The organism is Synechococcus sp. PCC 6716, from assembly GCF_022570815.1.
Taxonomy (GTDB): domain Bacteria; phylum Cyanobacteriota; class Cyanobacteriia; order Thermosynechococcales; family Thermosynechococcaceae; genus Thermosynechococcus; species Thermosynechococcus lividus.
On record NZ_JAKLTU010000013.1, the window covers coordinates 33,008 to 45,000 of the forward strand.

The following is an 11,993-nucleotide window of genomic DNA, read 5'->3' on the forward strand; positions in this document are numbered from 1 at the left end:
CGCTAGAGCCGACAAGTGCCAGAGGGAGTGTTTACCCCCGTTAAGGCAAGGTATTCCTCGTGCCCTTAAACCTTGCAACTCGCATTACCCTTGCTCGCCTGCTCGTGATTCCCGTAATTGTGGCAGTGCTTAGCATTGACCCTAGCTCACAGCATCGCTGGTGGGCAGTGGGCTTGTTTTTGGCGGCAGCACTGACCGACTGGCTAGATGGGTACTTGGCGCGGCGACTCAATCAAGTCACCGATCTGGGTAAGGTACTGGATCCGCTTGTGGATAAGCTGCTCATACTGGTGCCATTATTGCTGTGTATTGAGTGGGGAGAGGTGCCCGCATGGTCGGTGGCACTTATTCTGGTGCGGGAACTGGGCATTGCGAGTTGGCGCATTCACCAATCTCAGATTCAGGGGGCAAGTGTTTGGGGCAAAGCAAAAACCGTGAGCCAGATTCTGGCGGTTACTCTGTTGCTTGCACCCTTACCGGCCCCATGGCACGTGCCCACGATGATGGTTTATGGGGGGGCGATCGCCCTCACCCTAATCTCTGGCTGGACTTACCTGCGTTCGGGCTGAGTGCCAACCCGTCCCGCAATAACCTCTTGGAGTTGTTGCGGATTAATGCGATCCACCCAATAGACCTGAAAGGATGGCTGTGCAACTTGATTCACAAAGGTTTGGCTTAAAAAGGGACGTAACTGTTCATTGCGTTGGTTAAATACCCCAAAAAAGGCACCGCCAATGCCCTTGACAAACGGTTCTGCTTGGCGCGGATCAGGGCCAATTAAATCATTGGGTACTGGTAAGACCCCAGCCTCACTCACCCCAATCGTCGAAAAGTGGGTTCCCGGCACCAGCATCGCCAAGTATTTGGGGGAAGCAGCCAGCTCTGTAAAGGGCTGCACCTGCTCGATCAGGGGCGGCGCAAAGACATCCTTGCTACTCGAGATAATGAGAGCAGGGACATTGATATTGGCCATGCCACTCGAGCCAATCAACACACTACTCACCGGATTAACGGCAATCACCGATTTCACCCGTGGGTCAGCATAGTTTGTGGGCTGAGAGGGTGCTCCCAAGCTGCGACACTGCAGAGGAGCAGAAATATTAAAGACAAAGAGGTCGTTGGCGATCGCCTGACAGCGTTGCTGAACCGCCGTCCAATCCACCGTCCCCCCTGCGGCGGCCAAGACCGTGAACCCCCCCATCGATTGCCCAAATAGGCCAACATTATTGGTATCAATATTTAGTGTGGGAGTTTGTTGTACCAACGCCGCCACCGCATCGATGCCATACTTCAAGTCAAGAGGGCGCTGCGCCCAATCCTTTGGTAGGTTTTCGTAATCTACAGGAGCACCAGAGAGAAAACTGCCAATTCGCTGTGCATCTGATCCGATATGAGTGACGGCCAGCACCGCAAATCCATGACTCGCTAAGTGCTCTGCCAGATAGGCAAAGGTCAATCGATCCGATGCTAACCCATGGGAAATGACAATTAACGGTGCAGCGGTGGGGGTGCCCGTTGGTACGTAAAGATCAGCGGGAATACCGTTAGCAGAGCGGTTCGGATTCACAAATTGAATCGTCTGTTTCTGCCACTGAAACGGTCCCTTTTGGCTAGGGTTGGGCACATGAGTAGGCAAAGTCACTGGAGGCTGAAGTGCCGCCAACCGCGCGATAAATTCACGTGTCCGGCGCTCCTCATTGATGGCACGGGTAAACGCACCTACAGCCTTTAGCCCCAAATCACCATTGACGTTGACACTCTGACCCGGAAACGCCTGCAACACTGTCAAAAAATTGATTCCTGAGGAGGACGAGGCGGCTGTTTTCAAGGCTTGACCGAGTGCCTGCCCCCCATTGCGATCATTATCCGTCCGAATGACTTCTCCAATGCGCTGCAAAAAGACCTGACCGATGGGACTATTCACAAACTGGCGAACACTGGTGGCTTCTAGTCGCACACTTTCATTCAGCGCCTCCCGCAGGTGCGCCCCTTGATCACTCGGAAGGAGACGAATGAGAAACGTTAGCTCCGGACTAGCATTGCCAGTTCTAGCAAAGGTAGCAAGATCACTAACATCAATATTAAACGTGCCAAAGGGAGGATACACTAAGCTAATTYTTTCCGCCGTTAAACCAGCCTGTCCCCAGAGGGCAGCAGCTAAACCGACTAATGAAAGCCATTGCCAAGGCCGCCGTGAGAGCTTGGTTTTTACAATCGCCATTCTGAGGACATCCTCACACATTGCTAGGATACTTAGAATACTATAGTTGACTCAGCACACTATCCGCTAATAGGCAAACTGCACGTGGCACATACCCTTGATGCTACCGAGTCAATGACTGAATCACAAATCACTGCACCTGACCGTATGCTAAATAAAACTATTTGTATCATCCAACGTCAGTGACGGCGGATGAGTTCAGTCGCTAGCCTGCCCAATAAATGCGGTAGGATTGAGATAACATCCCAAGTTTGGGATAGCAGGTATGGCATGTGAGTGAATTGCCCCTATTTCGTTTTGCAAAGCCTATTGAAACAAGTTTTAGTCCAGAAGCTGAGATTGTTGTCTTTTCTGGAGATGTTATTGATTGCCTTGCCCAACTTCCAGACAACTCGATCGCTCTCATTGTGACTTCTCCACCGTATAACTTGGGTAAGGAATACGAGAATCGTGTCTCAATTGAACACTACTTACAATCACAAGCTAAGGTTATTACCCAACTTTATCGAGTTCTACGAAATGATGGCAACATTTGTTGGCAGGTAGGCAACTTTATTCAGAATGGTGAAGTTTACCCTCTGGATAGTCTCTATTACCCAATTTTCAAAGAACTTGGGATGAAGTTGCGCAATCGGATTATTTGGAAATTTGGGCACGGATTACATGCATCGAGACGATTTTCAGGTCGTTATGAAACTATTCTCTGGTTTACAAAATCTGACCACTATATCTTTAATCTTGATTCAGTTCGTGTGCCAGCTAAGTACCCTGGCAAACGTCACTTCAAGGGACCACGTAAGGGAGAACCTTCAGGCAATCCTTTAGGGAAAAATCCCTCTGACATCTGGGAAATCATGTTACAAGATTGGGAAGAATTAGTATGGGATATTCCTAATGTAAAATCAAATCATCCTGAAAAGACAATTCACCCCTGCCAATTCCCTATTGAGCTGGTTGAGCGTTGTGTTCTTGCTCTTACAAATGAAAATGATTGGGTTTTTGACCCCTATATGGGCGTAGGTTCATCTCTTATCGCTGCTGTAATGCACAATCGTCGAGCAATAGGGTGCGAGAAAGAGTCAGAATACGTCGAGATAGCCCGCGAACGTCTTTCAGATTATTTTAATGGCACGCTTCGTTACCGTCCTCTCGGAAAGCCAGTTCATCAGCCCACAGGCAAGGAAAAAGTGGCTCAAATTCCCGAAGAGTGGCGGGAAACGTCTCAGGTGCGACTTTTAGAAAAACAGGGTGAATACGAATGATCGTCGCCGGAATTGACTCTTTCAACAGGATAAGCCTAAAGATCCTGAAATCCCCTTATGGGTACCTGAAATGCGTATGGAGCTAAGCGGATTCGAACCGCTGACCCCTTCAATGCCATTGAAGTGCTCTACCAACTGAGCTATAGCCCCTGATCAGCAGAAAATTATCATCCCCTACAGCGATAGCATTTGTCAACTGTTTACCAGTTGGATTCGAAAATGATGAACGACTCCCGACACTGAGCTTGCTCTTGAGTAAACACAATTCACGCATACAGTGCGGGGCTTGCCGCCGATTAAGCTAAAGAGCAAGGGCGGGCGATCGCTCCTGCTGTGCCAATTCAAGCACCGTCTGCCGTGCCCAGCAATCAGCAGCCAGAATATCCTCTAAGGTAGGGGTGCTGATGTTTTGGTGGTGGTAGCGATCGCAGGTTAGTTCAATGAGGCGGGGAATATCAAGGAATGAAATCGCCTCGGCAATAAATAGAGCCACCGCTTGTTCATTGGCAGCATTCAGTACCGCTGGCATTGCTCCTCCAGCACGACCTGCGGCATAGGCCAGCCCCATACAGGGATATTTATGGTGATCGGGGGTACGAAAGGTAAGGTCTCCCGCTTTGACCAAATCAAGAGCTGACCAATTCGTTGGTAGCCGCTCCGGCCAAGAGAGAGCGTAGAGGAGGGGCAGACGCATATCCGGCCAGCCTAACTGCGCCAACACCGATGTATCCTGTAGCTCAATGAGGGAGTGAATAATACTTTGCGGGTGGATGACAATGTCGATGTTATCGTAGTCCATGCCAAAGAGATAATGAGCCTCGATCACTTCCAGCCCTTTATTCATCAGCGTGGCCGAGTCCACGGTAATTTTCGGCCCCATGGACCAGTTGGGGTGCTTGAGGGCATCCGCCACCGTCACATCAGCGAGTTGCTCCACTGACCAGTCGCGAAAGGCACCACCAGAGGCAGTAAGAATAATTTTGCGTAGTCCCCCCGCAGGTACCCCCTGTAAACACTGAAAAATAGCTGAGTGTTCAGAATCTGCAGGTAGCAGCTTCACACCGTACTCGTGTAACAGTGGCAACACTACAGGCCCACCCGCAATTAAGGTTTCTTTATTGGCAAGGGCAATATCCTTACCGGCCTTAATGGCGGCGATCGTCGGCACCAAACCGGCGCATCCCACAATCCCTGTCACAACCACATCGGCATCGCCATAGGCGGCAACTGCAGCAATACCCGCCTCCCCAGCCACGAGTTCCGGTGTATAGGGCAGATCGCGCAATGCGTCTGCCAACTCTGGCAATTGGTTCGGATCAGCAATACCAACAATTTCAGGTCTAAACTGACGAATTTGCGGGATTAACCGCTCTAGATTCCGACCTGCTGCCAAGCCAACCACGCGGAAGCGATCGGGGTATTGGGCAACAATATCAAGGGTTTGGGTGCCGATAGAGCCAGTGGAGCCGAGCAGATTCAGTGCTTTCACAGTGGTTGGGGTAGGGTCAGTGGACACCTTAATATCTACCGCAGGAGGGGACAGAAGGCAATCGTCCCTTTGCAGGTGACAAGGCTAGAGATAATAGAAAAACTAGCCAAGGGACTACGATGGAGCCAAGTAAGATTCCACCCATCATGGAAATGATGCAAATGGACCTGATCCACACCACCCTGCAACGTCCTACGACGCCTAACAACCTTGATCATGTTGTTGAGGAGTATTTGCGGCAGCAGGGGAGACCACTGCGTTGGGCCATTACTGCCGTCAGCCCCCAAACCCTAACCATTGAAGCTGTGATCCTCAAGGACGGAAGTTGATAAAATCCTTACATATTCAGCTTTACACTTTCCCATGACACGCGCTGGTATCGGCATTCAAACGGCTCAGGCTCGCCCCGGACGGGTCAGCGGCCAGCTTCACGTCTATGATGGTACCGGCAAGGGCAAGTCTCAGGCCGCTCTTGGTGTTGTCCTGCGCTCCATTGGTTTAGGTATTGCCTCCGCGTGGCCAACACGGGTGCTACTTTTGCGCTTTCTTAAAGGCCCCGGTCGTACCTACGCGGAAGATGCTGCCATTGAAGCCCTGCAACGAGGGTTTCCCCATTTGATTGACCAAGTGCGCACCGGTCGCGCTGAGTATTTTAATGCCGAACAAATCACCACGTTCGATCGCCAAGAAGCTCAGCGGGGATGGGATATAGCCAAAGGGGCGATCGCCTCCGGTCTTTACTCAGTCATTGTCCTTGATGAACTGAATCCGGTACTGGATCTCGGCTTATTACCCGTTGACGAAGTCGTGGCAACCCTGCGCCGCAAACCCGATCATCTCGAAATCATTGCCACCGGTCGCGGTGCCCCTCCGGCACTGCTACAAATTGCAGATCTCCACTCAGAAATGCGGCCACTGGTACATCCCACCGCCCACCAGCAGGGGATCGAAGGTATTGAAATTTACACTGGCGAGGGCAAAGGCAAATCCACCAGCGCCCTTGGTAAAGCCCTGCAAGCAATTGGCACCGGCATCAGTCGGGATCAGTCCCATCGAGTGTTAATCCTCCAGTGGCTTAAGGGAGGACGAGGCTATACCGAGGATGCCGCCATTGCTGCCCTCAAAGAAAGCTATCCTCACCTTGTGGATCACCAGCGTTGCGGTCGGGATGCCATCGTCTGGCGCGGGCAGCAACAGGAAATTGACTACATCGAAGCCGAGCGCGGCTGGGAAATTGCACGGGCAGCGATCGCCTCTGGACTCTACAAAACCATTATTCTCGACGAGCTGAATCCCACCGTTGATCTGGAATTACTGCCCGTTGAGTCCATCATTCAAAGCCTGCTTCGCAAACCCCGTACCACTGAAATAATTATTACTGGACGCTGTAAAAATCCCCCCAGCTACTTTGACATCGCTAGTGTCCACTCCGAAATGATTTGCCATAAGCATTATGCCGAAAAAGGGATTGATCTCAAGCGCGGCGTTGATTTCTAAACCTAAAGGCAGACCCGCCCAATGACAGTGTCTCCGGCAGAGAACTGCTCTAAATAGTCCATTAGCACCTTAAACTGGGGACGGTTCAAGCGATAGTACACCCAGCGACCGTCTTGACGAGACAATACTAAATTTGCCTGCCGCAATGCCCGTAAATGAAACGATAGCTTTGACGGCGAGAGGTTGAGGCGGGCACACAAATCGCACACACACACTTCCTCGTTATGTAAGATTTGAATCACCTCAAGGCGCAGCGGCTCTGCAAGCGCATGAAAACCAAGCTGTATCATGCCATCGGGGCGATCGCAAACCAAATTCGATGACCCTTGCAGCATTACTTCACCGGAGAACAGGGATCATCAACTTGGCACATATTATCAGCACCTGCCTCGCTATTGGATGTTTGTGCTGTATTGACAGGAGTCACGAATTGCGACCGATAAATTGCCTGTCGTAATTGCACCACCGCCTCTTGATACAGCGGATCCGCAGCAGTTGCCCACAGGCGTGGATTACGACTCACCTCTTGGGGCAACGTCACCATGATGTTAGGGGTAATTCCCATACGGTTAATATCAGTACCCTTTGGCGTGTAATAGTGCGCCACCGTCACAGATAACCCCGAGCCATCACTGAGTTGATGAATAGACTGCACAAGAGCCTTACCGTAAGTTTTTGTACCCACCACAATAGCACGACCATTATCCTGCAACGCCCCTGTTAAAATCTCGCTACTGCTTGCCGAACGCTGATCCACCAACACCACCAAGGGCAACGTAGTCAGGGCAGATTGCGTTGCTCGAGCCTGTTCACTATGGCCACTGCGATCCACAGTGCGCACAATCATTCCCTGATCAAGCCACATACGAGCAATATCAATCCCCGCTTGCAGCAACCCCCCCGGATTTCCCCGCAGATCTAGCACAAACCCATTCACCTGTTCTGCTTGTAACTGCCGGATTGCTGCCTGTACTTGATCCGCCGCATGGGAAGTAAACTCACTGAGATAAATATAACCAATCCGTTGATCCCCTTCCTCCTTCACGAGCGATCGCACCGCTGGCAACTCAATTAATGCCCGCATCAACGTCAAGCGAAATGTGCCTCGATTTGGGCGAAATAATTGCAACTCAATCGGCGTACCCACCCGACCACGAATCCGCCGTGATGCTTCTTCAATAGACATTCGCCGTGTTGAGTGGCCATCGATCGCAAGGAGGCGATCGCCCGCCTCAATACCCGCGCGAGTTGCTGGGGAGTTAGCCAGCGGCTCCAAAATAGTTAATTGCTGCGTCTTTTCATCCATCCCCAAGCGAATACCAATCCCTGAAACTTCCCCCGATGTCTGGGTTCGCAAAATCGCAAACTCTTCCGGAGTCATAAACCGCGTATAAGGATCATTCAATCGCTGCAACATCCCCTGAATGGCGCTATAGGCGTGCTCACGAGAGGTATAATGCTGCTCCAACAATTGTTGCCGTACCGCCAACCAATCCAGACGGTTAAACGAACTATCCACATACTCCTGCTGCACAACTTGCCACACCTCATCCACCAATGCCTTAGGACTATCTTTCAAAGCACCGTAACTAGGAACAGGCAAGAAAGCGACTGCCCCAGACACCAAAACCGACGATGCAACAACTGCCCAATAACGCAAACTCAAAACATCAACCTGAGGCATAGCAACACAAACCCTGTGAGGAGAGACAATTAGCATACTAGAACTAGTACACCCATGTTATTGGATGCACTATAGCCCATCTACAATCCCATGCCACCCTCCTATCCAAAAACCGTCCCAACTTAACACTTCTTAAAAAACAATTCCCCACCTAGAGACTAGATGGGGAAAAATATTTTGCCTAGCATTGAGCTATTTTTGCAGGAGGCTACCCTCCAACTATCTTCACCGCTGCGATGTTTCACCTCTGAGTTCGGGATGGATCAGCGTGGTTCCACCGCGCCATAAACACTAGGCAAATAGGTTAATAACTTTAGAAAACTTTAGAACCTAGATAATTTAACTGCTAGGCTTCAGCAACAAAACAAGGAATTAAAACTAAATAGTGATTGTCAGTATTATCAGACACCTGTTGAGTGATGAGGTCAAGCCCTCGGTCTATTAGTACTCCTAGACTTCATCCATTACTGGACTTCCATCGAGAGCCTATTAACGGGTGTTCTACCCGTGACCTTACTGGCTTATGCCATGGGAGCACTCATCTTGAGGTGGGCTTCCCACTTAGATGCTTTCAGCGGTTATCCTCTCCGCACATGGCTACCCTGCGTTTACCGTTGGCACGATAACAGGTACACCAGAGGTGCGTTCCTCCCGGTCCTCTCGTACTAAGGAGGACTCCTCTCAATGCTCCTACGCCTGCACCGGATATGGACCGAACTGTCTCACGACGTTCTGAACCCAGCTCACGTACCGCTTTAATGGGCGAACAGCCCAACCCTTGGGACGTACTACCGCCCCAGGTTGCGATGAGCCGACATCGAGGTGCCAAACCTCCCCGTCGATGTGAACTCTTGGGGGAGATCAGCCTGTTATCCCTAGAGTAACTTTTATCCGTTGAGCGACGGCCCTTCCACGCGGAACCGTCGGATCACTAAGGCCGACTTTCGTCTCTGCTCGACTTGTAGGTCTTGCAGTCAAGCTCCCTTATGCCTTTACACTCTACGGCTGATTTCCGACCAGCCTGAGGGAACCTTTGCGCGCCTCCGTTATCGTTTAGGAGGCGACCGCCCCAGTCAAACTGCCCACCTGAAACTGTTCCCTCGCCGGATAACGGCAGAGAGTTAGAATTCTAGCCTTGCCAGAGTGGTATCTCACCGATGACTCCATATTCCCCGCAAGGAATACTTCAACGTCTCCCACCTATCCTGCGCAAGCAAAGCCCGAACCCAATTCCAAGCTACAGTAAAGCTTCATAGGGTCTTTCTGTCCGGGTGCAGGTAGTCCGCATCTTCACAGACACTTCTATTTCGCCGAGCCTCTCTCCGAGACAGCATCCAGATCGTTACGCCTTTCGTGCGGGTCGGAACTTACCCGACAAGGAATTTCGCTCAGTTGATCTCTACCATTTCTGATAAAGCTGGACTTTACCTTGTGCGACCACGATTCATTTGCGATGCAATGCGTTGGATTTTTAATAGTCCTTCTTCCTTGAGGTGATCTCCTGACTGACACAGGAGCACAACATCCCTAAATTTCAGGAAATCTATCGATTTACTGGTTTTCAAGGGATGCTTCATAAAGAAAGGACAAATGTGCTCTGCAAGATGATGGATACTACGCACCCGATAAGCCATGCGATCGCCGTGATTCACCCGAACCACACCGCAATCAAAGTAGGCTTTTAAGGCATAGAGAACCTTTACATCTCGCCGATGCTGAACAACGGTGAACTCAGGTAACACCTGATAACCAGTTGCCATCTGCTGATGGTGATTAACTTCAACATGGAAGCACCCCTCACCATCAACAAAGCCAACAATCCATTGAACATCTAAATTCATTTGTCGCACCTGAACATCAAGTCTCTGAGGATTCCTAGATACCTCTAGGTCTTTCCTGCGGATTATCCCCATGTCTTTCACATTTTTACTGAACAGCACAGCAGTGCCCAAAAATAAGCTTTCTCAATTCAAGAAAGACCAGCACCTCGCTGAACGAGTAGTGACAAGCTGTCAGAGGATTTTCCCGCATATGGTTCAGTTTTACTAAGGCTAGCTTTCGTTAACCTTAGGACCGTTATAGTTACGGCCGCCGTTCACCGGGGCTTCAGTCGCTAGCTTCGCTTACGCTAACCAGCTTCCTTAACCTTCCGGCACTGGGCAGGCGTCAGCCCCCATACATCGTCTTACGACTTAGCGGAGACCTGTGTTTTTGGTAAACAGTCGCCTGGATCTCTTCAATGCGGCCACCTCTCGGTGGCACCCCTTCTCCCGAAGTTACGGGGCCATTTTGCCGAGTTCCTTAGAGAGAGTTATCTCGCGCCCCTTGGTATACTCTACCCCCCCACCTGTGTCGGTTTCGGGTACGGGTATCTTGGCTTAGCGTGTTTAGAGCTTTTCTTGGAAGCATGACATCAATCACTTCCCCACCGTAGTGGGTCGTACTCCTGCCTCAGCTCAGAGCGTTTTCGCCGCTCCTCAACACCTCGGACAGTTGAACCGGTAACCAACATCCGGCTGACTTAGCCTTCTCCGTCCCTCTGCACAAACCAAGATGAGTACTGGAATATTGACCAGTTGTCCATCGACTACGCCTTTCGGCCTCGCCTTAGGTCCCGACTAACCCTCCGCGGACGAGCCTTCCGGAGGAACCCTTGGGGTTTCGGGGCATTGGATTCTCACCAATGTTTTCGCTACTCAAGCCGACATTCTCACTTCTGCTTCGTCCACACCTGCTCACGCTAGTGCTTCAAACTAATGCAGAACGCTCCCCTACCACTTACGTAGTAAGTCCACAGCTTCGGTACGTCACTTAGTCCCATTCATTTTCGGCGCAGGAACGCTTGACCAGTGAGCTATTACGCACTCTTTTAAGGATGGCTGCTTCTAGGCAAACCTCCTGGTTGTCTATGCATCCCCACCTCCTTTACCACTTAGTGACAATTTAGGGACCTTAGCTGGTGGTCTGGGCTGTTTCCCTTTCGACGATGAAGCTTATCCCCCACCGTCTGACTGGCTGTGTGTACACAGGGTATTCAGAGTTTGACTCGATTTGGTACCGCTCTCGCAGCCCGCACCGAATCAGTGCTTTACCCCCCTGCTATAGTCACAACCGCTATGCCTCAACATATTTCGGGGAGAACCAGCTAGCTCCGGGTTCGATTGGCATTTCACCCCTAACCACAGCTCATCCGCCGATTTTTCAACATCGGTCGGTGCGAACCTCCACTTGGTGTTACCCAAGCTTCATTCTGGCCATGGTTAGATCACCCGGGTTCGGGTCTATAAATACTGACGAACGCCCTTATCAGACTCGCTTTCGCTATGGCTTCGACATTTTCGTCTTAACCTGCCAGTACCTATAAGTCGCCGGCTCATTCTTCAACAGGCACGCCGTTACTCGTTAAATCGAGCTTCGACTGCTTGTAAGCCTACGGTTTCATGTTCTATTTCACTCCCCTTCCGGGGTTCTTTTCACCTTTCCCTCGCGGTACTATGCGCTATCGGTCACACAGGAGTATTTAGCCTTACGAGGTGGTCCTCGCAGATTCATCCGGAATTTCACGTGCTCCGGACTACTCGGGATACAGCTAGGATTGTTAAGCTTTTGACTACAGGACTTTCACCTTCTCTGGTGTAGCATTCCACTACTTCGTCTAGCCGCTCAATTCCATGTTGCTGTCCCACAACCCCAACAAGCAAGCTCGTTGGTTTAGGCTGTTCCCGTTTCGCTCGCCGCTACTCGGGGAATCGAGTTTTCTTTCTTTTCCTCCGGCTACTAAGATGTTTCAGTTCGCCGGGTTGGCTCTCTAACGTTATGGATTGGCGTTAGAGTTACTGG

At 50.8% G+C, this 11,993-nt stretch carries 8 protein-coding genes, 1 tRNA gene and 2 rRNA genes (1 of these 11 cut by a window edge); 4 read left to right on the top strand and 7 right to left on the bottom strand.

Going from position 1 to position 11,993, the window contains the following annotated elements; genetic code table 11:
* Positions 1-59: 59 nt before the first annotated feature.
* Positions 60-569: a CDP-diacylglycerol--glycerol-3-phosphate 3-phosphatidyltransferase gene (gene pgsA, locus L5220_RS08025; RefSeq protein ID WP_499572843.1), complete on the top strand. Its 510-nt coding sequence runs from the start codon at positions 60-62 to the stop codon at positions 567-569.
* Here pgsA and L5220_RS08030 read toward each other — a convergent pair.
* On the bottom strand, positions 551-2,221 hold the full coding sequence (locus L5220_RS08030; protein ID WP_499572845.1) for an alpha/beta hydrolase: 1,671 nt from the start codon (positions 2,219-2,221) through the stop codon (positions 551-553). The two genes, pgsA and L5220_RS08030, sit on opposite strands and share 19 nt — an antisense overlap.
* Positions 2,222-2,493: 272 nt before the next feature.
* On the opposite strand from L5220_RS08030, the gene L5220_RS08035 reads away from it, so the two are divergent.
* The gene (locus L5220_RS08035; protein ID WP_448514093.1) at positions 2,494-3,483 is read left to right on the top strand and encodes a DNA-methyltransferase; all 990 of its coding nucleotides are present in this window, start codon (positions 2,494-2,496) and stop codon (positions 3,481-3,483) included.
* A 77-nt stretch (positions 3,484-3,560) separates the two neighbouring features.
* Here L5220_RS08035 and L5220_RS08040 read toward each other — a convergent pair.
* Both L5220_RS08040 and L5220_RS08045 read right to left on the bottom strand, forming a co-directional pair.
* A tRNA-Ala gene (locus L5220_RS08040) sits at positions 3,561-3,633 on the bottom strand.
* A gap of 151 nt (positions 3,634-3,784) precedes the next feature.
* Positions 3,785-4,972 carry a 1-deoxy-D-xylulose-5-phosphate reductoisomerase gene (locus L5220_RS08045; RefSeq protein WP_448526772.1) on the bottom strand — a complete coding sequence of 396 codons (1,188 nt, stop codon included), beginning with the start codon at positions 4,970-4,972 and terminating at the stop codon, positions 3,785-3,787.
* 161 nt (positions 4,973-5,133) lie between these two features.
* Between L5220_RS08045 and L5220_RS08050 the strand changes: the two genes are divergently transcribed.
* Together L5220_RS08050 and L5220_RS08055 are read left to right on the top strand one after the other, a co-directional pair.
* Positions 5,134-5,301, top strand: coding sequence for a DUF8621 family protein (locus L5220_RS08050; RefSeq protein WP_448514092.1), 168 nt, complete (start codon positions 5,134-5,136; stop codon positions 5,299-5,301).
* Between the two features lie 34 nt (positions 5,302-5,335).
* Positions 5,336-6,469 (top strand): cob(I)yrinic acid a,c-diamide adenosyltransferase, encoded by a 1,134-nt coding sequence (locus L5220_RS08055; RefSeq protein ID WP_448514091.1) that lies wholly within the window; start codon positions 5,336-5,338, stop codon positions 6,467-6,469.
* 2 nt (positions 6,470-6,471) lie between these two features.
* On the opposite strand, the gene L5220_RS08060 is transcribed toward L5220_RS08055, so the two are convergent.
* From L5220_RS08060 to L5220_RS08075, 4 genes are all read right to left on the bottom strand, one after another.
* Positions 6,472-6,804, bottom strand: coding sequence for an ArsR/SmtB family transcription factor (locus L5220_RS08060; RefSeq protein WP_099799604.1), 333 nt, complete (start codon positions 6,802-6,804; stop codon positions 6,472-6,474).
* Positions 6,804-8,072: a S41 family peptidase gene (locus L5220_RS08065; protein ID WP_499572848.1), complete on the bottom strand. Its 1,269-nt coding sequence runs from the start codon at positions 8,070-8,072 to the stop codon at positions 6,804-6,806. The genes L5220_RS08060 and L5220_RS08065 overlap by 1 nt, the downstream gene beginning before the upstream one ends.
* Positions 8,073-8,332: 260 nt before the next feature.
* Positions 8,333-8,449 (bottom strand): 5S ribosomal RNA (gene rrf, locus L5220_RS08070).
* A gap of 125 nt (positions 8,450-8,574) precedes the next feature.
* Positions 8,575-11,993, bottom strand: a 23S ribosomal RNA gene (locus tag L5220_RS08075) (it continues 127 nt past the right edge of the window).

Bases quoted from the DNA above. Each gene is read 5' to 3' on its own strand.
- L5220_RS08050 (WP_448514092.1), top strand. From the start codon at position 5,134: ATGGACCTGATCCACACCACCCTGCAACGTCCTACGACGCCTAACAAC.
- L5220_RS08055 (WP_448514091.1), top strand. From the start codon at position 5,336: ATGACACGCGCTGGTATCGGCATTCAAACGGCTCAGGCTCGCCCCGGA.
- L5220_RS08060 (WP_099799604.1), bottom strand. From the start codon at position 6,804: ATGCTGCAAGGGTCATCGAATTTGGTTTGCGATCGCCCCGATGGCATG.